Consider the following 24,842-nt stretch of genomic DNA (forward strand, 5'->3'; position numbering starts at 1 on the left):
AAGGACTGAGCCCTGTTAAGTACAAAGCTCAGTCCTTGATGCAAACTTAAACTGTCTAAGTTTAGGGGGTCAGTTCAATATAGCGGCTTTTTTGTGTCTGTAGGCAAAACTAGTTAGTCTTTTTTCACTTTAAAATCAGTATGACATGATTTACAGCTATCACCAACTTGTCCAAGCGCTGGCAGGACTTGATCGACACTGGTCGCTGTTTGTGCCATGGTATTTAACTCAGCTGTGGCTTTTTGGAAGTCATCTGCTTCTGCGCGGAAACCGTCAACGTTGCTCCAAACGGCTTCAGTGGCATTACCCATCGCTTCTTTATTTTCAAAATGACTCCAAGGACTGGCAGAATCTTTTGCTAAAAATGCCGCTTGTTCTTTAAATACTTCGGCATCAAATGTGTCTGGTGCTTCAGCCATATCGCCCATGATACCCATTGCATCGCCCCAGCTTTTCATGCTGTCTTGACGCGCTTTGACGTCAGGGTCGACTGGCGTGCTACAGGCTGTTAGGCCTAAGGCCGCTGCCATCAAGGTGATGCCGACGATAGACTTGAATGATTTATTATTAGAAACCTGTGCCATCTGTATTGCTCCTTTATACGTGGCTAATAAAAAGGTGCCGTAGCATCTGCATGCTCGCCACCTATTAAATTGCTACTATGAATATAAATGTTATGTTGTTGTTTTAAGTATTAAAGACGACTATATCTGCTTAATAGGTAGTTTGTAATCCATATAGCTGTTGCTTAAATAACAAGGGTCAGCATCTATCGCTGACCCTTGTTATTTTATAGCTAATATAGATTAAAAATGGCTATGAATAATGCAGAAATTAACACCGTCTGTAGTTTATTATGCCAATGATGACTACAAAGTCAACCAATCACGCGGTTTTAGATAAAAATCGGTCAATTCAAACTCAGGTGACCCTTCAACAGGCTCAAAGCGATAATGCCAGCTGGCAAGCGGTGGCATGCTGACTAGGATAGATTCGATACGTCCATTACTTTGTAGCCCAAATAACGTACCGCGGTCATAAACAAGGTTATATTCGACATAACGTCCACGGCGATAGAGCTGAAACTCGCGCTGTGCTTCGGTGTAGGGTGCATTTTTACGCTGCTCAAAGATGGGCAATATACCCTCAAGATAGCCATTACCGACCGCTTGCATAAATTTAAAGCAAGTTTCAAAATCCCAACCACGACTCTCAAAATTGACGTCATCATAAAATAAGCCACCGATACCGCGCTGCTCATCACGATGGCGTAAATGGAAGTATTCATCACACCACTGTTTAAAATCAGGATAGATATTGTCACCAAAAGGATCGCAGAGGTCATGGCAGACCTGATGCCAATGCACGCAATCAGCAAGCACGGGATAAAACGGCGTTAAATCAAAACCGCCACCAAACCACCAAATGGGGTCTTCGCCTTCAGCTTCGGCAATGAATAAACGCACGTTGGCATGGCTGGTTGGAACGTTAGGGTTTTTAGGATGCACGACCAGTGAAACACCCATTGCTTGTGCTTTACGACCGGCAATATTAGGATGGCGCGCGGTTGCGGAAGCGGGTAGGTTATGCACATGAATATGACTAAACATCACACCCGCTTTTTCAATAACTTCACCATCTGCGAGCACGCACGAGCGACCGCCGCCGCCTTCAGGGCGTTCCCAATCGTCAGGAACGAAAGTTGCTGGCTTATCCTCCTTGCTACTGCCGGCGCGCTCTTGCGCCTCTAAGGCTTGGCAGATACGCGCTTGCAAATCGACCAAAAACTCACGCACGCGCATGATGTCGTTATTGGTGGGCGTCACTGCCGTATTGGTTTTTGAAGAATTGTCATGGTTATCTATATCAAGGTTATCTATATTTGGTATGGTCATAAAATATCTAATTATTTACTATTTATTAAGGTGTAAAGTGGTATTAAAGTCTTTATCAAACAGATGCCCCATCCGGTCACGTTTGGTCGCTAGATACTCAGCATTCATGTCGTTAACCCCAACCAATAACGGCACGCGCTCGACGACATTGATACCGTGCTCGGTTAAGTAAGCGACTTTATCGGGATTATTGGTAATCAGGCGCACGCTATCGACGCCGACATGAGCAAGCATCGGTCCGCACATATCATAAACGCGCGCATCAGCCGGTAAACCTAACATGAGATTGGCATCTAAGGTATCATGACCTTGATCTTGCAAGGCGTAAGCACGGATTTTATTGGTCAGGCCAATCCCGCGACCTTCTTGGCGCAGGTACAATATCGCTCCGCAGCCCGTTTCTTGTATCGCTTGCATGGCAGTATTAAGCTGTGGACCACAATCGCATTTTAATGAACTAAAGGCGTCGCCAGTGAGACATTCTGAATGGATACGTATTAGTGGCACAGGGCGCTCTGCTAACGATTGATCTTTTTGATTTGATGCTGTGTCAGCGCGATTTAAATTATCAATGGCGGTGTCTGGGATGGCAGTGCCTTGATTGACCACAGAAAGACCGACAGTAAGCATCACATGCTCTTGACCGTCTGCATTTTCAAAGATATGAATATCAAACTCGCCGTGACGAGTAGGTAGTTTGGCACTAGTGATAAATTGATATGACATTAATGTCCTGCATAAGCTGATCATCGTAACGCTAGTGGTCTGTTAAAGCTTTATAATAATAGCTAAAGTATTGCATAGTGCTTGATTAAAATAGCAGCAGAATGCTGTTTAGTGGAAATACACACAAAGTTCACAGACGGCGCACGATGATTAAAGCGACAATTAAAAATAAATGCTATTATGCCATACTATTTTGACGGATACAGTGACAAGTCTTTGTCCTTACATTACTATGTCGTCACTAATGTTCGCTATGCATGCAAAATCATTAAACATCATTATCAAACATTGTCATTAAGCATCAGGATTTATAACAGCATTGGTCACCATCTTTATAACTGCCTTTAGCGTTATAAGATTAAAGCTAGCGCCTTATATTAAATAGCGCATTTTTCGTTATTCACAGTTGTGTTAAAGGCTGTACTAATAAACATATAGTCGATGGCATTTATCCGTTTATGATGTCAGCACTATTATTAACGCCACTTAGATTATTGCTAGTGATAGCCACTGTCTAAGGTCGCATCTTGTCAGCAGATTGGTAGGTATCGTACGTTTTATGCAGCAGTCAACTCATTCCCCACAGTCTAAGTCATTATCTGCGTCAGCCATTGATTCTGCTGCACCGCTATCAAACCTGCAAAAAACATATGCAGCAATTCCGCGTGAGCGTCCGCATACGCCACTACTTGATACGGTAGACGCACCGATTGACTTGAAGGCGTTTAGCGCAAGTCAGCTAATTACATTGGCGGATGAGCTACGGCTTTTCCTGCTCTATTCAGCGGGTCAAAGTGGCGGTCATTTCGGGGCCAATTTAGGCGTGATTGAGTTGACCATTGCGCTGCATTATCTGTTGGATGCGCCGCAAGATCAGATTGTTTGGGACGTAGGTCATCAAGCCTATGCTCATAAAGTACTGACTGGTCGCCGTGATAAGCTTGGCACCATTCGCTCAAAAGACGGTTTAACCGCTTTTCCAGAACGCGCTGAGTCGGTCTACGATACTTTTGGGGTTGGTCATTCATCGACGTCCATCTCAGCAGCTTTGGGTATGAGCTTAGCGCTTCGTTATCAAGGTGTTGCACAAACGGTTGCTTGTATTATTGGCGATGGGGCGATGACCGGTGGCATGGCTTTTGAAGCGATGAACGATGCTGTACAACAAGATGCTGATTTACTCGTGATTTTGAATGACAATGATATGTCAATATCTTGCTCTATCGGTGGTTTTTCGCGGCATTTAGCGACCTTGTGGGAGTCAGGGTATCAGGTTGATATCTCTGATGTAGGCGAGCCAATATTATGCCAGCGCCCTGATATGCAAGCCTATGACCGTCGTAAACGCCATAATGAGCTGCGCGATGTCCCGCAGCTAGAAGACAATATATTTAAGGCGATTGGCTTTACCTATTTTGGCCCGTTTGATGGGCACAATATCCCTGAGCTATTACGCGTGCTGTCGCTTGCCAAGCAATTAAAAGGCCCAGTGTTAGTCCATATTTATACCACTAAAGGCAAAGGTTTTGCTCCTGCAGAATTAGATCCAGTTGGCTATCACGCTATTAGTAGATTGCCTGCTGAAGATAGTGAGAAGAAAGCGGTAACAGCTAGCAAACCGCTATTAAAATACTCGCAAGTCTTTGGGCAGTTTTTATGCGATAAAGCCGCCGCTGACGATAAGCTGCTTGCGATTACCCCAGCCATGGAAGAAGGCTCGGGGATGATTGAGTTTGCGCGTCAATTTCCCAAGCGATTTTTTGATGTCGCAATTGCTGAGCAACACGCGGTAACTTTAGCAGGCGGGATGGCAACCCAAGGCGTCAAGCCTATCGTAGCAATTTATTCAACCTTTTTGCAGCGTGGCTACGATCAGCTCATTCATGATGTCGCTCTACAAAATCTTGATGTGATGTTTGCTATTGATCGCGCCGGTTTGGTCGGTGAAGATGGCGCCACTCATGCAGGCGTATTCGATTTTGCCTTTTTACGCTGCGTGCCGAGTATGTTGATTGCCGCGCCAAAAGATGAAAACGAATGCTATCACTTGCTGAATACTTGCTATGAATATCAAGGCTGTACAGCAGTGCGCTATCCACGCGGTGTTGGTGTTGGTGCGACTATTACTCAGCCCATACAAGTTTATCCTATTGGTAAAGCGGTGGTAGAATCAGTATTAGGTCAAAATAATGCCCCTAACAAATTGGCGTTATTAGCCTTTGGTACTATGGTTGATACGGCTCAGCAAGCGGCAGAAAGCCTGATTAACGATAATATAAAGTCAGACTGTCAGATACATGTGGTTAATATGCGCTGGGTAAAACCGTTAGATACCCATTTGCTCGAAACCTTAATCGAGCAAGGCATCACCCATATCGCCACTTTAGAAGAGCATACGATTATGGGCGGCGCGGGCAGTGCGGTAAATGAGTATTTACTTAACGAATCGACAGCCTTTAAGCATAGCCGCCCAGCTATCTGTAATATTGGTATTCCTGATCGTTTTGTCGCCCATGGTTCGCAAGTAGAGCAAATGGCTGACTGTGGTCTGGACGTTGCAGGGGTCGTCAGTCAGCTCCAGCAATTGCTAAAATAAAACCCTATCATTCATAAAAAATTGCTAAAATAGCGGATTGAAAAATAAAGTACGTCTGTTCCTTGCTTAAACCTCGCCTACTTGCCGTAGGTGCGAATTATTTGACAACTTGAGCGGTACCACTGCTGGCAACCCTATATTTGGTTTGCTAGGCGGCTATGGTTTTTTACTATAAGTAATCACGACACTTGTTAATCAAGTAAGTTAAGCGTGAGTTTTGATGCAAGTTTTATTTTTCGTACATTTTATAAGTTACATCTCTTAAGTAGTATTCATTCATCAAGCAAATAGGTTATTTATGGAACCCATGGTCGTCATCGCAGCGCGTGCTGCTGAAAAAGTCGGTAAAGAGATTTTATATGCGCATCAAAACCGCCACAAAATCGAGCTAGATATCGAGTCAAAAGGGCTTGATGGTTTAGTGACGCGCATTGATCGTTTCAGTGAAGAGCTGACGATTGAGACGCTAAAAGCCAGCTATCCAAATCATTCATTCTTAGGTGAAGAGTTTGGTATGCAAGAAGGCCGCGGTGAAGATGCTGACTGGTGCTGGATTATTGATCCACTAGATGGCACCAAAAACTTCGTTCATGGCGTACCGCAGTTTTGCGTATCTATCGCTGTACAGCATAAAGGTGTTACTCAACACGGTGTTATTTATGACCCTGTGCGTGATGAGATGTTTTCTGCCAGCCGTGGTAAAGGCGCGCGTTTAAACCAACGCCGTATCAATGTGAGCGAGCGCAAAACAATTGATGGCGGTCTATTTACTACCGGTCATCCGCTTGAGCGTAAACGCAATGGCGAAGTTATATCTTATGCCAAACAGCATTTTGAAAGCCTACAAAAAATCTCTGAAGAGGGCGGTCAAATTCGCCGTTTAGGTTCAGCTGCGCTTGATTTATGTTATGTAGCGGCTGGTCGTTTTGACGGTTATTTTGAGATGTCTATTAAGCCGTGGGATATTGCTGCCGGTGAGCTTATCGTGACCGAAGCACGCGGTGTGGTCGTTGACCATACAGGCGCGCACAACTCGATGACCTCTGGCTCTATCTTTGCTTGTAATATAAAGCTCTTGAAACCATTGATGCAAGTGGTCGTCCCAACGTGGGGTGATGCGGTATAGTTTTTACTGTTTAATGCTCTGACTTATCAATAGTAAAACGTTAATACTGAAAATAAAAAGCTGGTTCCGTTATGGAGCCAGCTTTTTTGTTTTGTTATTGCCTTTTTCGCCACTTTTATCTTCAACCGTAATGCCTTGGAATTCAAGCTCTTTACTGGTGCGCTCTAACAGCTGCAGCTCTTCTTCTATGAGTACGAGCATATCTTGCACATGCGGCAAAGCTTTACTACAAGCAGTAATCCCAAATTCAATCTTGTCCAAATAACTGGCAAGGGTGATATTCATCGCTTGGCCATTAAATGCTATAGACGCTGGATATAAAGACTGTAGCCGCGCGCCGTTCCAATATAACGGTTTTTCCGAACCCGGAACATTCGAGATAATCAGGTTAAATGCCTGCTTTTTAGGAAACAGACCAGTTGCCAAATTGATGCCTTCCCATGCATAGGAGATGACACTATAGTTGATAACCTGCGCTTGATTCATACGGCGGAAGCGGCGTTTACCATTATTCATACTGCGATGAATGAGCTCAATTCGGCTGAGAGGATCGTCTAAATGCGTACCCAAATTGGCCAGTACAAATGACAACTGGTTGCCCCCCACGCTATTATCGGTACGCAATGACATCGGCACAAAAGCAATCAATGGCTTACTTGGTAGGGAATCTATCGATAGTAGATAACGACGAAGAGCACCAGCACAAACGGCAAGTACCACATCGTTTTTACTGATATTTAAGCGCTCAGCGATATCGTTAAAGCGCTGTATCTCATAGGATTGCGCAGCGATGCGCCTTGATGCTGAAATACGTTTATTGAGTACGCTCATCGGTGCGGCAAAGGTACTGACATAACTGTCATCGCCATAATTTTTTAAGTTATCGAGCAATTCTGTAAATACCGGTTTAATGGTCGATATTTGCTCTTTGATAATTCGCCGTGCTGAGCGCTCTTTAGGCAAAATTGCATCGACTTGGTTACGATGACGTGCCATTAACGACCAAATTGGTAGTGTGACCGGTTCGGTCGGCGATTGAGATAAGGATTTTTTGACGATGCGCATAGCCGCGATGCCATCAACCAAAGAATGGTGGATTTTAAAATATAGGGCAAAGCGCTCAGGAGCACCTTCGCTTTCTGGTTCAATACCTTCAATGACGTGACATTCCCATAGAGGCATCGCCCGGTCTAAGAGACGGCCATGCTCTCTTGATACATACATCAAAAGCTCGCGTACACGGGCGGGCTTTGGTAGTGCCACATGATGTAAGTGATGCTCAACATCAAAGTACTTGTCTTTTTTCCAAAATATCAAATGCTCAAGCACTTGGTTAAAAGGGAAGGTCGGCGGCACATCAGAGTGTTGCATCTGTTTGACTAACTGACAAACAAAACTGTTATCCGCATTTTCTGGCAATTCGAATAAGAAGAGACCCCCAACATGCATGGGTTGTTTACGCGACTCAAGAAGTAAGAACAACTGGTCGACTGCTGTGAGAAGTCGCATAATAAATCCTTTTATGACGATGAATGAAAAATGGCGATAAAATAAGTATGCAGTTAGACAAAGATAAAGTGTAGAAAAGCTAAATAATCTAGCGAAAATAATATTAAAAATTTGAAAGTAGTTATAAAAATATTTTAATATAAAAAGTATAGGTCACGGAAGTTTTATTATTTAATCATGTGATAACCCACATACTTTTAGCGGTTTAAGCTTATAAAATAAAGCAACTTATATGCCTAAGTTTAAAAGCTTAAGCTAAAAACCCCGATCTGCAAAATTCAATCTGAAAAATATAAGCTAAAAACTACTGAAAAAAGTATCCAGTCTGCGGCGAGCTGGCAGTTGCCATTTTACGCATCGGCATACGACCTGCTAAGAACGCTTGCCGACCTGCCCAAATGGCATGTTTCATGGCCTGCGCCATCAGCACGGGGTTTTGTGAATTGGCAATGGCTGAATTCATCAGCACACCATCACAGCCAAGCTCCATAGCAATCGCTGCATCAGAAGCCGTACCGACACCCGCATCAACCAATACTGGTACATTGGCGTTTTCGATAATGAGGCTAAGCGTATGGCGATTGAGCAAACCAAGGCCAGAGCCAATCAAGCTACCTAATGGCATAATCGCCACGCAGCCCATGCTTTCAAGCTCTTGAGCGACAATAGGGTCATCTGAAGTATAAACCATAACTTCGAAGCCATCATCGATTAGCACCTTTGCCGCTTTTAAAGTTTCCATCACATTTGGATAAAGAGTCTTTTCATCGCCTAACACTTCTAGCTTAACCAGATTATGCCCGCCTAATAGCTCGCGAGCAAGCTTACACGTGCGAATCGCGGTTTCGGCATCAAAACAGCCTGCGGTATTGGGTAAGATGGTATATTTATCCGGTGAAATGACATCTAATAAATTCGGCTCATTACTATTTTGACCAATGTTAGTACGGCGAATAGCAACGGTGACAATCTCAGCTTCGGACGCGCCAATAGCAGCACCCGTTTCAGCCATATCTTTATATTTCCCAGTACCGACCAACAATCGAGAAGAAAATGTACGACTGCCAACCGTAAAAGTATCTTGTGCTAAAGTGTCTTGTGAAAATAACTGAGTGTTGGTAGTAGAGTTTGCAGCTTGTGACATAAGGATAATCCTAATAGCGGGCGAACAAAGGTGACTAACAAGGTTATTACTGTGGGCAATAAGAATTTTTATCAAATAGTAGCAGAGGCAAAACATAAATAGGCGTTATGGGGCTAAATGCCTGCGATGCTAAATGCTAATATTATAACTGCCTAAACAGCAAAGTCATAAATCACATCAAAGCCTTGCTACTTGCGTAAAACAAAATGTTATTATAACAAACTCATGCGCGCTTACTGACAATCTTTACCCAGTTTAACGATTTGAGCAGGTAGCTTGAAAGAGTAAAGTCAGCAGTACTTTTTAGCATGTATTAGATTGTGTTTTCAAGGCTGTTTTCAAAGCCACTTTCAAAGTTATTTTATAAGTTCTTTTTTAAATCTGTCACTCACTAGGTCATCTTTATGCTGCAGCTGCCGTACAGTTTTGCAAAACGTCATCAAATTTTGGCCATTCTTGCTATTGATCCCGAGTTGCCGCCTACACTGGTGTTGACCAAAGCCACGCCATTGTCCGCAATTAATGAAGCGGTGCGGTTTTTACAGCAGCAAGGCGTGCGCGGCGTACCAAATTACGAAAGTATCAGCGCCGACGATTTCGAAAAGCGCATGAATGCTGCTTATGCTGGCAATACGGGTGAGTCGCAGCATATCGCTGCTGGGCTTGAAGACCATCCTGACCTTGATAGCTTGGCAGATAGCGTTCCTGAAACGGAAGATTTGATGGACCAACAGGATGACGCGCCTATTATTCGTCTGATCAATGCGCTGTTGTCCGAAGCCATACGTCTAAATGCCTCGGATATTCATATTGAGACTTTTGAGAAGCGCTTAGTGGTACGCTTTCGGGTTGATGGTGAGCTCAAAGAAATCATAACACCAAAACGCCAATTAGCGCCGTTACTGATTTCCCGTATCAAGGTAATGGCTAAGCTAGATATCGCTGAAAAGCGCGTGCCACAAGACGGTCGTATTAGCCTAAGACTGGCAGGGCGTGAGGTTGATGTGCGCGTATCGACGTTGCCATCAAGCTTTGGCGAGCGGGTAGTGATGCGATTGCTAGATAAACAAGCTGGTCGTCTTAATATGACGTATCTTGGACTTTCTGATAATGACTATAGCGAGCTTAAGCGCTTAATCCATCGCCCGCATGGCATTATTTTGGTAACTGGACCGACGGGTTCGGGTAAAACTACCACACTATATTCAGCATTGACCGATTTAAATGACCAAACTCGTAATATCTTAACTGCGGAAGATCCTATTGAGTTTCAGCTTGATGGTATTGGGCAAACGCAGGTTAATAATAAAGTCGATATGACCTTTGCTAAAAGTTTACGCGCCATGTTGCGACAAGATCCAGACGTGGTGATGGTAGGTGAGATTCGCGATTTAGAAACCGCTGAAATTGCCGTACAAGCGTCATTGACAGGACATTTGGTATTATCGACACTGCATACCAATACTGCCATTGGTGCAGTGACGCGTTTGCAAGATATGGGCGTAGAGCCTTTCTTATTATCATCATCGCTGATTGGTGTCGTCGCTCAGCGCTTGGTACGGACGTTATGTACACACTGTCATGGCTGGCAGGCTGCTGATAATGAACAGGCTAAATTATTTACTGAAATTGGTATAGCGTCAATTGCTATAAATACGGCTACTGAAAATTTAACAGCACAGACGATTAACTTACCCAAACCCGTTGGCTGTGATAAATGTAATAATTCAGGCTTTAAAGGGCGAACGGCAATTTATGAAGTAGTTCCGATTGACGATACCTTGCGCCGTATGATTCATAGCAATACTGCCGAGTACGAGCTAGAAGAATACGCCCGTCAGCAGACCCCATCGATACGGGCTGATGGTTTACGAAAAGTGATAGAGGGTCGGACAACGTTAGAAGAGGTGCTGCGGGTAACCAAAGAAAGCGCCCTAACCGATGATGCTATTATTGTATAAAGCAAAACGGTTATTGAGTCAAAAGTCAGGACAATTGGCTCAATAACCGCATAATAAAAAAGTCAGTTTGGTTCATTTGTAATAGCGCTGCTATTTCGCGGCGATACATTCAACTTCAACGCTTGCGCCTGCTGCTAGCTCTGAGACACCAAAGGCTGAGCGTACAGGATAAGGCTTAGCCAATTCTGCTTTATAGACTTTATTAAAGTCATCAAAGTCATCCATATCGGTCAGCATCGCCATACATTTGACGATGTCTGACTTTTGGTAGCCGTACTTTAATAAGGTTTCATTGATGTTATCGAGCGCTTGTTTGGCTTCCGCTTTTACGCCGCCTTTGACCAGTTTGCCATCTTTAAAGCCAATCTGACCAGACATATATAACGTATCGCCGACACGTACCGCTTCTGAAAATGGATAATTGCCGCCATCACCGAGAAATACTGGGCTAGATTTAGTAATGGTTGCGTTATTGGTCGTTGGTGCTGCATTGGCAGTAACCGCAAAGCCTAATGAGCAGGCGCTAATCAGCAAGGCTTTAGATAATTGAGTAGGCAATTTATTGGTATATCTAGACATGCTTGTCTCCTTATTATAGTAGTGTTTTTTAAATCCATTTTTTGGTAGCTATTTGCTTCTTTAACAAATTAAAATTAATTACTTTCTAGCTCTTGCGTAGATGCTAGGCCGCTTTCTTCATTTTCAGGTTGCTCATCTTCAGTTTTTTCATTGTCATTTTGCTTATTTTCTAGTTCTTTAGCGGCTTTACCTTGACGGCGTGCTTCTAACTCTGATTTTGGCACCCAAGCCCATAGCATTTCAACGACGATAGGGTCACGCTCACTATCAGACTCGCGGTCATGAATCACGCAAGGAATCACCATCTCACCTTTTGGCGTATTTAAAATATCCAAGCGTTGCTCATCCGATAATGACGCCACAGCGGCAATTTGACCTTTTTTAATCGGACGATAAAAATTCACTGAGTAAGACTTAATCAATAATACGCGGTCAGACGGTAGGTTTAAACCCAAAATAAACCCTGTTGCCGTTTCGGCAAGTAAAGTGATGGCCACGGCATGGACGGAGCCAATATGATTTTGCACCGCTTTGGTGTTATTTAAGCTGACCACCACTTGATTGGCGTCGACGTTCTCATAATAGATGCCCGTTGTGCCCACGTACGGCACCACTTTACCAAAGGCTTTCGATAAGATGCTGGCGCGCGCCCCCGCAGGTAAATACTTAGTGACTGATAGCAGCTTGGTAAATTGGTTACTGATGGGTTTTAAGGTAGTATTTGGTTTTTCGACTGGCAATCTTGTGTTGTCAGCTACTTTGACTGCTCTTTTATTGGTCAGCTTGGTAGGGAGTTTTTTTAATAATCCTGACATACAACATTCCTCAATTCGAAGTGGTTTAATCATATTAATTAATGAAGCTGCTCCATTAGGCTAGCCAACTGGATTAATTAACCGATGGTTAGAAATGAGCGTTGAATGAGTAAGATAATAAGCTTTATCCTAGCAGCTATTTTAACGCTGGCGCATTTCTAACTTAGTAAATTTCTAACTATGGTACATTAAGCGCCGTATCGCTACTATTATTAACATGAACTGCTGCGCTTATAAAATATGATTAACGTAACGAGACTTTAAATGCTCGCAATAAATATTAGCAGTAATGTCGCTGAAAGTGGTTTTAATAAAAACACCATCACTGAATGTTAGGTCGTTTAATGCAAAAGAGCTACGTTACAATAATAGAAAGACTTTTACGTGACTGAAGTGCTGAAGTATCGTTGCCATGATTTTTTTATAATGGATAAGGCTGTGCCGGATATGTCTCCTCAAAAACCGACCAATATCATTTATACCGGCGTTGCTGGTACGGGTAAAACCTATCGATTACTACAAATTGCTAAGCAGTATACTGACTACTTGCCAAGGGTAAATGATAAGGAATTATTGGGGCAGTTGCTGCATAAATTAAGCTGGCGTGAGGTAGTTTGTTTAATATTTTTAGATTTTAAATCAAAGAAACAAGACTTGGTTAAGGTGCCGGAAATCGTTAGTCATGAGTTTTTTGTTAGCAAAGCGGCGCAAAATTCGCGTGATAAAAACTTAAGCAATACCGCTTGGTCTGTGCTACAAATACATACGCCTGCTAGCTCACAAACGGTGAGTTATAAAAATCGAGCTAGCCAAGCCTATTTTGATAAAGATAATAGCGGCGCGTGGTATTTGCTTCCAGAAAGCATAGATTTGTTAAGTAACTTAGCGCAGCAATTAGCCGAGTTTCAACAAGCACAGTGTGAGAATAATAGCCAAAATCAAGAGTTTCGCCAACAGCGTTTTAGTATGGTCAGCTTTCATCAAGCCTATGGTTATGAGGAGTTTGTTGAAGGTATTCGCCCTGTGATGGCGGCGTCCAGCCATACAACAAATAGTTCATCTCAAATGAGTTATGCCATTCAAGATGGTGCATTCTTAAAATTATGCCAGCGCGCTGCCAACGATCCTGAGCAGCGTTATGCGATGCTAATTGATGAGATCAATCGGGCTAACGTTTCACGCGTCTTTGGCGAGCTATTAAGTTTGATTGAGACAGACAAGCGTGCCGGTATGGCAAACGCGATGACGGTTAATTTGGCGTATTCAGGGCGGACATTTAGCGTCCCTGCCAACGTTGATATTTATGCCACGATGAACACCCAAGACCACTCATTAACGCCGCTTGATATGGCATTGCGTCGACGTTTTCGCTTTGTTGACTGTCCGCCGCAGCCTGAGTTGTTGCCTGTTATTAGTCTCAATCAAGAGTCCGAGACGGCTGATTCAGCAACACTTAACTCAGAAATAATTAATTCAGCAGAAACGATAAATTTGGCTAAATTACTAACTGGTTTAAATAATCGTATTATGCAAACGCTAGGGGCAGAGGCGCAATTAGGTCATGCATTTTTATGGTCAGTAGCCAATCTTAAGCAATTGCAAACGGTGCTCGCTGAACAAATCATTCCGCAATTGGCACAAGCGGCTAGTGGACAACTCACTATTTTGCAATATATCTTCCAAGATGAGCAGCAGCCGATAAGCGCTCAATTTATACAAGATAGCCAAGCGCTCATCAATAATGATTCAAATAACTCGGCTAGCCCCAATAGTTCAAATCCAATATTTGCAGACCAGCATTCATTTCTCAGTCAGTCTATGAGTACGGGCAGTTATAAAATTAATGCAGATTTAATCAATAATACTGCTGAATTTGCCAAGCCGTTAGTTTATCAACGTTTATATTAACAAGGTATTATCTTGTGATAAGTAGAGTATTACAGCCTGATGGCAAAGCGATAGGCAGCACTATTAATAGTGCTAATATCACTAATAACGTCAATGCGACTGCACTTGATGCTAATATTATTACGGTGTTTGAACACCAGCGTTTGACGGCGCGTGATTTTGCGCACGTAACGGATTTTCATTGGTTAATGGCGCAAGAGTATGCTGTTTTTAGCATTAAACGCCAGCAAGGACAGTGGCAGCTCAAGGTTGGCCATTATATCGGTGTTATTTTGCTGCCTAGCGGGATGACGCTTGAGATATTACCCAAACTGATACCAAATAAGCCGACTGATTATCAGCAGCCATCCGAGTTATCTAAATCCAATGACATCAATCAGACGCGCCAATGGGTGCAGGGTATGCTGGCAGATTTAACCAGTAGCAATCATTCTAAAAATAAGCTTCCCAATACAAAAAACTTAGGTCAGTTTAGTACGCAATTAGCAGCGCTACCAATTAAAGTACTGCCATTATCAGACTGGTTAGTTGCGCAGTTTTTACAGCGCTTGGCGCATTATCAACCGACCAAGCACTATCAGGTGCAAATCCATAACCAAGCAACACTACAAGGTCGCTTATTGATTAAAGAACAGCTGCGCCGTAACATTATACAGCCGCATAAGTTCGTCTGTGAGAGCAGTGTGCTGAGCCAAGACATGCTTGGTAATCGCTTGATTAAAAGCGCGCTTGTCTTACTTACTCCGCTATTTCCGGCATCGACATTACTGCCATCATTACAACAGTGGCAACAAGTGCCGGCACTGAGTCGTTATGAGCGGCAGCGACTAGAGCCTTTTTATCAGCAAGCAAAGCGGCAGTTAGCGCTGCAGCCTTTATCACGGCAGCAATTACAAGCGGCTCAGCAGTTATTAGATTTGGCTTATTGGCTATTGCAGCAATCTGCTGCCCATACTGGAAATGGAATTAATCCGCATACATTAGCCAATCAAAACGTCTCTCAACCACATTTATGTTTATTGATTGATATGAATCAAGCGTTTGAGCAATGGGCAAGCCTACGCATAGCGATAATGTTTCAGCAGACCAATTCGGCTTATAAACCCATGTTTCAAACGCAAAGTGTCTGGCTAAACGATGCAGAAGGGCAGGCTTGTCTGTCTATTCGTCCTGATTTATTGATATATAAAGTAGCTGCTGACAATGATACTCAGCTAATTCCAAGTCAAGTTCAAAATCCGGAAGATGTAGCAGTTAGTGAGAGTGATAGCGCAAGTAATTATAACTCAGGTCATTACAGCCATGTGATTGATATGAAATGGAAGCACCTAGCACATGCAGGGTCGATTAGCGCTAATGATGCCTATCAGTTGACCAGTTATGCGCAGGCTTATCGCGCAGAGCAAGTATGGTTGGTTTATCCGGTACAAGATAATAGCAGGCAACCCATCGAGCTTAGACAACGAGCTTATGATAAAGGTGATAGTACAGACTGTCGTAAAACCTCTAATATACAGTCAAATCCCGCTCGATTATGGCTCATTCCCTTTAATGTTATGAGCGGAAATATAAACGGCGGCTTGCTTCCAGATTTGAATGTAGTATAATGAGCGCTGTCGAAAACGACAGTATGTATTATGGTTAGTAAAAATCAACGTTGTACCAGCACTATTTGCAGTAAGATTTAAGGTTTTTAAAAGAATTTAACGATTCTTTGAAAATAATCAAAAATAGGTGTTGACACAACCGGCTTTACACATTAATATGTGCACCTCGATAGCAAGGAACATTAACAAGTTAGCGGTGTTACCGATAACGAGTTAAGTAACAAACTATCGTGATAATAGAGAATTTCGGAGTGTGGCGCAGTTTGGTAGCGCATCTGGTTTGGGACCAGAGGGTCGTAGGTTCGAATCCTATCACTCCGACCATCTATTTAAAGAGCCTTACAGGCTTTTTTTTATGTATAATGGTTTAGTTTCTACTATGCTAAACTTGCCAAGATATATAAAAGTCCTCTAAGAGCGCCTGTAGCTCAGTTGGATAGAGCATCTCCCTTCTAAGGAGGTGGCCGCAGGTTCGAATCCTGCCAGGCGCACCATTTAGCCTGTCAATCTTGCCTTTCTTGGCAATAGTTATGGCGGTTGTAGCTCAGTTGGTAGAGCCCCGGGTTGTGATCTCGGTTGTCGTGGGTTCGAGTCCCATCAGTCGCCCCATATTTTATACTGCATTACCTTCCTCATTAAATTCAAAAATATTAAAATAACTCTGATTGCCTTTATTGGCATTTTTTTGTGCCTGTCTGTTTAATATAAATCAAAACTATTAAATTATCATGCTGCTTTACTTGTTATAAGTTATCAGCTTATGAGACATTTAATGACTTAAGCATCTGCTAGCCTTTTTTTGCTTTTTTTCTTATGATAGATGTGCGCGCCAATTTTTTATTATTTGTTAACCCTTGTTAAATTCAGCTGTCACATTAAATTATTTACTCGATATTTTTAGTTATTTCTTTGCTTCGACTTTATCAAGAATTAAAAGCCTATCAAATAAAAATTAAAATTGTTACCGAATTACTTTAAAAGATTTTGCAGTGATAAGCGCTTTATTTCTATTTTTTAAAATTTACTATATTGATTACCGATTATTGAGGAAGTAATGGATGGACGCACTGAGCGTGTTGCTAGAAAATGTGCATTTATTCGAAACGAAATATTATCGTTTAAATGGTGTGGGTAATTGGTCTTACTCAATCACTAGACAAGATACGATTTTGTTTTATTTAGTCATGTCTGGTGGTTTTTGTATCGATGTCGGCAATGGCCCACGAGAAACGCGAGCCGGTGACATGATTATGATTCCAAGCTCGCATCAGCATGTGAGTTATGCGCTAAACTATCATGGTGATGAGGCTCAGGCGTTGGATGAGTTACTGATAAACTGTAAAGAGCATACACTGGATGTGAAGGGTGACGGTGATTCTGAAGCGTCATTGATACTGATCGAGTGTAAGTACGATAAGGCCATGATTCGGCCACTATTATCGATGCTGCCAGCAATATTGCCTGAAATTAACGATGACTCTGATGGTCGGTTTGAAGTCATTGATGTTGAGATTAGGCTACTGACGCTAGAGGCTGAGCGCGAGCGTATGGGTAAGGCTGCGGTCATCAATCATTGGGCAAGTATTATGATGATTGAATGTCTGCGGGTGTATATTGAAAGTCTGCCTGAAGCCACCGATAATTGGCTAAAAGCCATGAAAGATCCGTTTTTAACCAAAGCGCTAGTAGCGATGCACGAATCGCCAAACCAAAGCTGGACGATTCATAAGCTCGCTGAGGTGGCAGGAATGTCACGTTCAAGCTTTGCGCAGCGTTTTAAAGAAGTGGTTGGCATACCGCCATTGACCTATTTACTGGATTACCGCTTACGCTTAGCCGCCCGTTATCTGCGATTGCAGCAAAATAGCATTAGCCGTATCAGTGAATTGGTCGGATATGCTTCAGACTCAACCTTTAGCCAAGCCTTTAAGCGTGTCTATGGTGTGTCGCCAAAAGCCTATCGCCAACAATATCAGCAACAAACGCTCGCTTAGTTAGCTCTTAACTCCTGTACATCTTGAAAAAGCGCTCAGGTTATTTATTAAATATTTACGCTGTTTAACACACCCTTTATCACTGATTTTGGTGCTTAGTATTTCGATGATGGACAGCTGACAACGTACTAAGGTTCAGGTACTATAGAATAATGAGTTGCCCAAGATAAATATGTTGATGCGATAATCCTTAGCGTGTTGTATCTCAATCTCATGGTATGAGAGCAATGCGATAGTTATAGCTGATATGTCTTGGGCGATATTGATTTTTTGCAGCTGATGGTATTTTATGACTGAACCGACCGCTAAACCAACCAGAACCTTAAATGACACTAAAGGCGCTACTACGTCTGTTATCCATAAAAACAGCGTTAATGAAAAAGGCGTTAATCAAAAAGACGTTAAAGTTAAGGCTCAGAATAACCAACGGGCGGTAAAAAATAAGCAAAAAAGTCAAGTAACGGCTGCGCTTGATAAAGCAGCATTGTTGGCATTATTTACCTTGCCAAATGTTGAGTCAAATTCTGAATTAAGTGGCGAGCAATCACATCTAAATACTACGCATCAAATATCTGCTAATCAAATACCCGTCAACCAAACCCAGAATACTGCTACTAGCGATACCAATGTCGCCGTCCAACGTGTGGCACTTTATCGCGCCCAGCATGAGCGCACGCGCCAACTCTATCTGGCGTCTGCTGCGACCCGTCCTACTTATCTCGTGCAAACACTGAAAACACAGTTTGCAGAATATCAGCAATATTTACTGGCACAGCAGCTTGATAAACGTGGTCTTATGGATACCGATGGAATAGAGCGGCTATGGCAGCAGCTGCACGTGGTCGATGATATTATCGAAGATATTGTGCGTCATATGCCCGCTCAGCAGCCGGCCGGTTGGCAACTAACGACGCAAGATGGACACAATCCATTGCGCTTTGCTACCGTTGGTAAGCTCAAGCATGACAAGCCTATTTTAGATCAAGGCAGTTTGAACAGTTATGTATTGGGGCATTTTGGGGTCAGTAGTTTTACTTATGACCGTGCTTATTATATTGGTCATGTCGTGGGCTATTTATTTAGCTGCTATTTTTGCGCCCATCTGTCTATCAGTTATGGTGTTACCGCGTTGGGTCAGCAGGTCGTGAGCGATTATGAATACGCCAGTCTTGAGACGCCACATATGGTGAGATTGTTGCAAGGCTTGGATGGTTATTGCAAAAAACGTATTTATCAATTGGCGGTTATTTGTGCAAGATTGAGCGTATTTGCTAGTGACAAGCGTATCGAGAGAATGCTGATTGCTGAGGTCAATGATTTCGATAAAAAGCTACAACAACAGCATTTAGATGTTTTACTATTACAAGGCTTAATGCCGGATAGCAGTGATTCTACGCCGCTTTTCTAAGATGTTAATTCTAAATACACTTTTTCTATAAAACCTGATTTATACTCATTTTTAATTGACCACCTTAGGATATTCGCTGCTATGCCCGCTTATCATTATAAAGCGTTAGACGACCATGGCAGTGTCCAAAAAGGCTTACTTGAAGGCGATTCTGCGCGGCAAGTACGCCAGCAGCTGCGTGATAAACAATGGACACCCGTTGAAGTCACCGCCGTCAATGACCGACAAAGCCAAAGTAAAAACCGCTATAAAAAACCCTCTGCTTATGAATTGGCATTGCTGACCCGTCAATTATCAGTATTGCTTGCCGCCGGTATTCCTTTAGAGGAAACGCTTGCCGCCGTCGCCAAACAATCGCCAAAAACTCACATTAAATCACTTATGCTTGCCGTACGCTCGCATGTGCTAGAAGGTTTGAGCTTGGCGCGCGCTCTGCAACAAGCGGCCAGTTTTCCACCGCTATATATTGCCACCATTGCGGCAGGCGAGAAGTCAGGTCACTTAGATTTAATCCTCAATCAGTTGGCTGATTACACCGAAAACCGTTTTGCCCTACAAAAGAAAATCCAAGGAGCGATGGTCTATCCGATTGTACTGATGGTCATGGCAATTGGAGTCATCATGGGGCTGATGAGCTTTGTGGTACCCAAAATTGTCAAAGTCTTTGAGCAATCTGAGCAAGCGCTACCTCTGATTACCCAAATTGTCCTGAGCTTATCAAACATCATTACCCAATGGTGGTGGCTGATACTATTGGTATTGGCAGGGGCAGCGTTTTTGTTTTATCGCTTTGGGCAAACCCAAGCGGGTAAATTAGCCATAGATAGTATTGTTCTCAGATTACCAATATTGGCGCGCTTATCAAAAGGGCTTAATGCGGCACGCTTTGCCAGTACATTGGCGATATTGGTACGTTCAGGTGTGCCATTAATTGAGGCCTTACATATAGGCGCTGCGGTCACGACCAACTTACATATTCAAAAAAGCATTATCACCGCAGCCGATAGGGTGACAGAAGGCTCAAGCTTATCAAGTCAATTAGAAAAGTCCGCCTACTTTCCGCCAATGATGGTACAGATGATTAAAAGTGGTGAAAATTCAGGCGAGCTTGAAAATATGCTCAGCCGCGCGGCTAATATGCAAGAAGCGGAAGCGACCAACTTTATCAGTACTTTACTATCCTTACTTGAGCCATTGATGCTAGTACTCATGGGTGTGGTAGTGATGATTATTGTGATGGCGGTGATGCTACCAATTGTGAATATGAATGATTTGGCAGGTTAGTAAATATCTAAACCTTCTTGAATTTTCTCCATCTAAATCAAACCTCATTACCTCTATCTTGCTAAAACTTCCATTAACTTTCTTAAGCTTTGCTTACTGTTGTAGATTGTTGACAGCGGCATGTTTTTACTAGAGCTAAACCAATGGGCACGCTATAGTAAGCATTAGTCAAAAGCCACGTCTAAATAATCTGTATTTATAAATATACTTCGTGCTTATCAAATTATCCGCTGCCTAGTTCAATAAAAATAGCCCTCGATAACAATCCATTGCAGTGCTGGATAAAAATAAAAGCATGGTTTATAGTGATAAACGGTTTAGTGTTCATTAATCTATCGCCAACCGATGAAAGCGCTCTGAACACCACATTCACTATTTATATCACCTGATACCAAAAGCGATGACAAAGCGATGACTATAATTGACACCATTCAAGTAAATACCATGCCAAAAAACGCTAAGACTGACGACCAATTTCAGTCAGAAAGTATTAGCTACAATAAGCCAGCTTCTACCAGAGCCAGTCAGCCATTGCGTAAAAGCCAGTCTGGATTTACCCTTATTGAAATTATGGTTGTGATTGTGATTTTGGCCATTCTTGCAGGTTTGGTGGTGCCGAAAGTGGTTGGACAAAGTGATAAAGCTCGCGTCAAAACCACTGAAACCGCCCTTGCGACCGTATCTAATGCTCTTGATATGTATAAAGTGGATAATTCGCGTTATCCAACTACGGCGCAAGGTTTAGAAGCGCTAACCACACCGCCAGCAGAAGCCAAAAACTATCCTGATGGCGGTTATATCAAAGGTGGTTATCCGACCGATGGTTGGGAAAACGAATTGCAATATGTCGCGCCAGGTAGCGAAGGTCGACCTTATGATTTGTTTTCGTTGGGTGCAGATGGACAGCAGGGCGGTGAAGGGCAAGACGCTGACCTTTATGCCCAGCTATAAGTTTGGCCTTAAAGTGGTTAGGGATGAGTAGTCTGTTATTTTCTAATAATGACACTTTATTGACTAAAGTACCGTTTATAATTTCTAAATATCAACCAATAAGGCTTTATTGGTTGATATTTTTTATTAAAACATAAAATAAGTAGTGCCATATATAAACGCTCACCATATAAGTTCAAATTTTTAGTAATTATTCGTTGAAAGCAGTCTTTACCCGTACTTTAAAAACAGTCTTTAAAACCAGTCATCAAAGGTAGGTATTTATGTTCATAAAAACAGCCACGTCAATTATCAATAAACGCCTTGCTAAAAAACCTCATGTATTGGCAATGGCGCTTATGAGCACTTCGTTGATGACAGGATTATCAATGATGTCAATGAGCGCGCAAGCAGCAGGACTAGGTGAGTTGTTTAGTAACAATAATGCAGCGCAATCAAAGTTTTTGCCAGTCGATAAAGCCTTTCAAGTGGATAGTATTTCCAAAGCGACCTCTAAAGGCACGCAGCTATCGATTACGTTTGATATCACGCCCGGTCATTACGTTTATAAAGATAAGCTTACGGTAAGCTTTCCTAAGGGCATCAGTGCCACGCCATTTAGTTTCAGCCAGTCGCCAGTTGCTATTAATGACCCAACCTTTGGTAAAGTTCCAGTCTTTACCCAAAAAAATATAATCGCTACCACCACGCTGACCAGCAATAATGGCAAAGGCGCCAAAAATGTACCGGTTGTCATTGGCTGGCAAGGCTGTGCCAAAGCGGGTCTGTGTTATCCACCAGAGAAAATAAAAATCACGGTAAATATTGCTACGCTACGTAAATAAGTAATCACGTAGACAGACAGTGCATGGGTCAATTTGAATTTTGGTAATAATAGGTAGCGTTTCATGTCCATTAAGACCGCAGAAAAATCTCCGTCATTAACGGAAAATAAATCTTCAAAAAAATCTTATCTATTGGCATTTGCTTTAAGCGCTAGTTCACTGTTGACGGGATTAACCGCTACTGGACTAGTGGTTGCGCCAGTGGCATCGCAAGCGGCAGGATTGGGTGATTTATTTGGTAATAAAAGTACTGCCCAGCCGAAATTTTTGCCAGTTCACCAAGCCTTTCAGGTCAGCAGCAGTACCAAGGCTTCCAACAATGGTACACGCTTAGCGATTAACTTTGATATTACCCCTGAGCATTATGTTTATAAAGACCAAATTAAGCTGACGCTGCCTGCTGGCGTGACAGCCGCGCCTTTTACCTTTAGCCAAAAGCCTGTCTCAATCGACGATCCAACCTTTGGACAAGTATTGGTTTTTGACCAAGCCAGTATGGTTGCCAGCACCGTTTTGAGCAGTAGTAACGGCAAAGCTATAGATAATGCTGCTGTCACGATTGGTTGGCAAGGCTGCGCCAAAGCGGGTTTGTGCTATCCACCGGAGAAAATAAAAACCACGGTAAATATCGCGGCCATGCCGCAACAGTCTACAGGTAATAGCGCCAGTATTTCCGCTGCGCAAAATAATCCTGCGAATGACAAACCTCTATCTGCAAATGCCGATGATTCTAATAATGTTGCCGCAGTGCAAACCTTGCCAGACGATGAGGTGATTGATTATGCCTTGTTAGATGATGCGGCTTTAGATGCAGAGCTTGGTGCTAGCAATACCATCTCTGGCGCAGACGAAGAAGTTATAGGTGGTAATGTCACAAGTGAAGCAGCAAACAATGACGCTATCATAAATAATGCTGCTGCAACAGATAGTAATACAGTGATTGGCAATAATGCGATTAATAGTGATCCTTTTGGCTTGGCTTCTCATCCGTGGTTAGCATTGGTGTTATTATTTTTGGCAGGGTTAGGCTTGGCATTGACGCCATGCGTGTTACCGATGCTACCGATTGTCGCCAATATCGTTGCGCGTGAGGAAAACCCAACCGTGAAACGCGGCGTTATTCTCACCAGCAGTTATGCCATCGGTGTCGCGACAGCTTATGGTATTTTAGGTGCAGTCATTGCGGTATTTGGTGAATCGTTAGGCATTATCGGTTGGCTGCAAAATCCGATTATCTTGATTAGTTTTGCTATTGTCTTTGTGCTATTGGCTTTATACATGCTAGGTTTGTTTAGCATTCGTCTGCCAAGATTTATTAGTAGTAAGATGCAAGGCTTAAGCCAAGCAGGCGATAGCAAGCTTGGTAGTACGGGCGGCAGTTTAATCGCTGGGTTTTTATCCGCGCTCGTGGTATCACCTTGCGTTTCTGCACCATTATTTGGTGCGCTGCTTGCAGTATCGACGATTGGTAGCCCGCTACTTGGGTTTGCCGCATTATTTATGCTGGGTTTTGGTTTATCAGCGCCGCTTATCTTAATCGGTGCTACCCAAGGTAAAATCATGCCCAAAGCTGGCGAGTGGATGAACTGGGTTAAGCAAGGTTTTGCTTTGCTGCTTTTTGCCGTGGCCTTGTTATTAATTGAGCGCGTCTTTATCTCACCTGTGATGCTGATGGTGTGGGCATTATGGTTTATGGTTGTGGCGATGTGGGCGTGGAGCTGGTTGGGTAAAGGTCGTATGCTGACCCAAGCGCTAGGATTGATTGCTGGTATTTGGGCGACGTGTTTAATCGTCGGTGCTGCATTGGGTAACGATGATAGCTTACATCCGCTAGCGTCATTAAGCGCTGCTCCAATGATGCAGACCGCTACTGGTCAACCAGCGATAAGCAATAGCACAGATAAGACTGTTACTACGCTGACTGAGTTAGATGCCGTTATCGCCGCCAACCCTAAAGTGCTGGTCGACGTCACTGCCGAATGGTGTATTGAGTGCCGGATTATGGATAAAAACTTATTTCATAATCGTCCAGCGCAGATGCAAGATTGGCAACTGGTCAGACTTGATATCACAGAAACGACCGCCGATTCTAAAGCAATCTTAGCGCGCTATAAATTATTTGGGCCGCCAGCATTGCTATATTATCAAGACGGTCAATTGGTCAATCAACAAGTGGGTGAAATTGGGCGCGCAGAGTTTGAGCAAACCTTAATAGCATTGAATTAATCATTAAATTTAGATAAATTTCACGTCATTCCTACACACTAAAAAGCCAACGTCCTTTGATAATAGGATGTTGGCTTTTCCAATTTTATTAAATAGATTCTTTAATGTAGGCGCTAAATCCTTGGTTTAGCGTTATTTGTTTCTATTTACTTTGCGATTTATATTGTTATTTACATTGGTATTAGACAGCGATAACGCTAGTATAGTGCCTATATTTTCATTACAATAAAGCAACATTGCTAAAGGAGCATTACTGCGTGTAATCGCTACCTTTTACGACTAAATTTAT

Annotated in this window: 18 protein-coding genes and 3 tRNA genes; 14 read left to right on the top strand and 7 right to left on the bottom strand. The window is 42.8% G+C overall.

Annotated elements, in window-relative coordinates; all coding sequences use genetic code 11:
* Nucleotides 1-113: 113 nt before the first annotated feature.
* The 3 genes from AC2FA3_RS04105 to ribA all read right to left on the bottom strand — a co-directional run bounded on the left by AC2FA3_RS04105 (nt 114) and on the right by ribA (nt 2,621).
* Nucleotides 114-584: a c-type cytochrome gene (locus AC2FA3_RS04105; RefSeq protein WP_490508446.1), complete on the bottom strand. Its 471-nt coding sequence runs from the start codon at nt 582-584 to the stop codon at nt 114-116.
* A 285-nt stretch (nt 585-869) separates the two neighbouring features.
* Nucleotides 870-1,895 carry an oxygen-dependent coproporphyrinogen oxidase gene (hemF, locus tag AC2FA3_RS04110; RefSeq protein WP_490508447.1) on the bottom strand — a complete coding sequence of 342 codons (1,026 nt, stop codon included), beginning with the start codon at nt 1,893-1,895 and terminating at the stop codon, nt 870-872.
* Between the two features lie 18 nt (nt 1,896-1,913).
* Complete coding sequence (ribA, locus tag AC2FA3_RS04115) at nt 1,914-2,621, bottom strand: GTP cyclohydrolase II (RefSeq protein ID WP_490508448.1); 708 nt, start codon at nt 2,619-2,621, stop codon at nt 1,914-1,916.
* A 559-nt stretch (nt 2,622-3,180) separates the two neighbouring features.
* On the opposite strand from ribA, the gene dxs reads away from it, so the two are divergent.
* Both dxs and AC2FA3_RS04125 read left to right on the top strand, forming a co-directional pair.
* The gene (dxs, locus tag AC2FA3_RS04120; protein WP_490508449.1) at nt 3,181-5,217 is read left to right on the top strand and encodes a 1-deoxy-D-xylulose-5-phosphate synthase; all 2,037 of its coding nucleotides are present in this window, start codon (nt 3,181-3,183) and stop codon (nt 5,215-5,217) included.
* Nucleotides 5,218-5,515: 298 nt separating this feature from the next.
* Nucleotides 5,516-6,343, top strand: coding sequence for an inositol monophosphatase family protein (locus AC2FA3_RS04125; RefSeq protein ID WP_201545586.1), 828 nt, complete (start codon nt 5,516-5,518; stop codon nt 6,341-6,343).
* A 69-nt stretch (nt 6,344-6,412) separates the two neighbouring features.
* Here the strand turns inward: AC2FA3_RS04125 and AC2FA3_RS04130 are convergent, their stop codons facing one another.
* Nucleotides 6,413-7,852, bottom strand: a complete 1,440-nt coding sequence (locus AC2FA3_RS04130; protein ID WP_490508450.1) for a WS/DGAT/MGAT family O-acyltransferase — start codon at nt 7,850-7,852, stop codon at nt 6,413-6,415.
* A gap of 304 nt (nt 7,853-8,156) precedes the next feature.
* Nucleotides 8,157-8,996: a thiazole synthase gene (locus AC2FA3_RS04135; protein WP_490508451.1), complete on the bottom strand. Its 840-nt coding sequence runs from the start codon at nt 8,994-8,996 to the stop codon at nt 8,157-8,159.
* 404 nt (nt 8,997-9,400) lie between these two features.
* Here AC2FA3_RS04135 and gspE point away from each other — a divergent pair, with 404 nt between their 5' ends.
* Nucleotides 9,401-10,957 (top strand): type II secretion system ATPase GspE, encoded by a 1,557-nt coding sequence (gspE, locus tag AC2FA3_RS04140; RefSeq protein ID WP_490508452.1) that lies wholly within the window; start codon nt 9,401-9,403, stop codon nt 10,955-10,957.
* Nucleotides 10,958-11,047: 90 nt separating this feature from the next.
* Here the strand turns inward: gspE and AC2FA3_RS04145 are convergent, their stop codons facing one another.
* Nucleotides 11,048-11,536 carry a RidA family protein gene (locus tag AC2FA3_RS04145; RefSeq protein WP_490508453.1) on the bottom strand — a complete coding sequence of 163 codons (489 nt, stop codon included), beginning with the start codon at nt 11,534-11,536 and terminating at the stop codon, nt 11,048-11,050.
* 74 nt (nt 11,537-11,610) lie between these two features.
* Entirely contained in the window at nt 11,611-12,351 is a 741-nt protein-coding gene (locus tag AC2FA3_RS04150) for a DUF4442 domain-containing protein (protein WP_490508454.1), read from the bottom strand.
* Between the two features lie 447 nt (nt 12,352-12,798).
* On the opposite strand from AC2FA3_RS04150, the gene AC2FA3_RS04155 reads away from it, so the two are divergent.
* From AC2FA3_RS04155 to AC2FA3_RS04205, 11 genes are all read left to right on the top strand, one after another.
* Nucleotides 12,799-14,259 carry an McrB family protein gene (locus tag AC2FA3_RS04155; RefSeq protein ID WP_490508455.1) on the top strand — a complete coding sequence of 487 codons (1,461 nt, stop codon included), beginning with the start codon at nt 12,799-12,801 and terminating at the stop codon, nt 14,257-14,259.
* A gap of 14 nt (nt 14,260-14,273) precedes the next feature.
* The gene (locus tag AC2FA3_RS04160; protein ID WP_490508456.1) at nt 14,274-15,866 is read left to right on the top strand and encodes an McrC family protein; all 1,593 of its coding nucleotides are present in this window, start codon (nt 14,274-14,276) and stop codon (nt 15,864-15,866) included.
* A gap of 247 nt (nt 15,867-16,113) precedes the next feature.
* Nucleotides 16,114-16,190, top strand: a tRNA-Pro gene (locus tag AC2FA3_RS04165).
* Nucleotides 16,191-16,283: 93 nt separating this feature from the next.
* Nucleotides 16,284-16,360 (top strand) — tRNA-Arg (locus AC2FA3_RS04170).
* Nucleotides 16,361-16,399: 39 nt separating this feature from the next.
* Nucleotides 16,400-16,475: transfer RNA gene (locus AC2FA3_RS04175), tRNA-His, on the top strand.
* Between the two features lie 449 nt (nt 16,476-16,924).
* Nucleotides 16,925-17,860: an AraC family transcriptional regulator gene (locus AC2FA3_RS04180; protein ID WP_490508457.1), complete on the top strand. Its 936-nt coding sequence runs from the start codon at nt 16,925-16,927 to the stop codon at nt 17,858-17,860.
* A gap of 289 nt (nt 17,861-18,149) precedes the next feature.
* Nucleotides 18,150-19,268 carry a hypothetical protein gene (locus AC2FA3_RS04185; RefSeq protein WP_490508458.1) on the top strand — a complete coding sequence of 373 codons (1,119 nt, stop codon included), beginning with the start codon at nt 18,150-18,152 and terminating at the stop codon, nt 19,266-19,268.
* Nucleotides 19,269-19,349: 81 nt separating this feature from the next.
* Entirely contained in the window at nt 19,350-20,552 is a 1,203-nt protein-coding gene (gene gspF, locus AC2FA3_RS04190; RefSeq protein ID WP_490508459.1) for a type II secretion system inner membrane protein GspF, read from the top strand.
* 411 nt (nt 20,553-20,963) lie between these two features.
* A complete protein-coding gene (gspG, locus tag AC2FA3_RS04195; protein ID WP_490508460.1) occupies nt 20,964-21,503 on the top strand; it encodes a type II secretion system major pseudopilin GspG in 540 nt (179 codons plus the stop codon).
* Between the two features lie 263 nt (nt 21,504-21,766).
* Complete coding sequence (locus tag AC2FA3_RS04200) at nt 21,767-22,327, top strand: protein-disulfide reductase DsbD domain-containing protein (protein WP_490508461.1); 561 nt, start codon at nt 21,767-21,769, stop codon at nt 22,325-22,327.
* 63 nt (nt 22,328-22,390) lie between these two features.
* Nucleotides 22,391-24,553: a cytochrome c biogenesis protein CcdA gene (locus AC2FA3_RS04205; protein WP_490508462.1), complete on the top strand. Its 2,163-nt coding sequence runs from the start codon at nt 22,391-22,393 to the stop codon at nt 24,551-24,553.
* Nucleotides 24,554-24,842: the final 289 nt, after the last annotated feature.

Source organism: Janibacter sp. CoH_79_TC_3, from assembly GCF_058197955.1.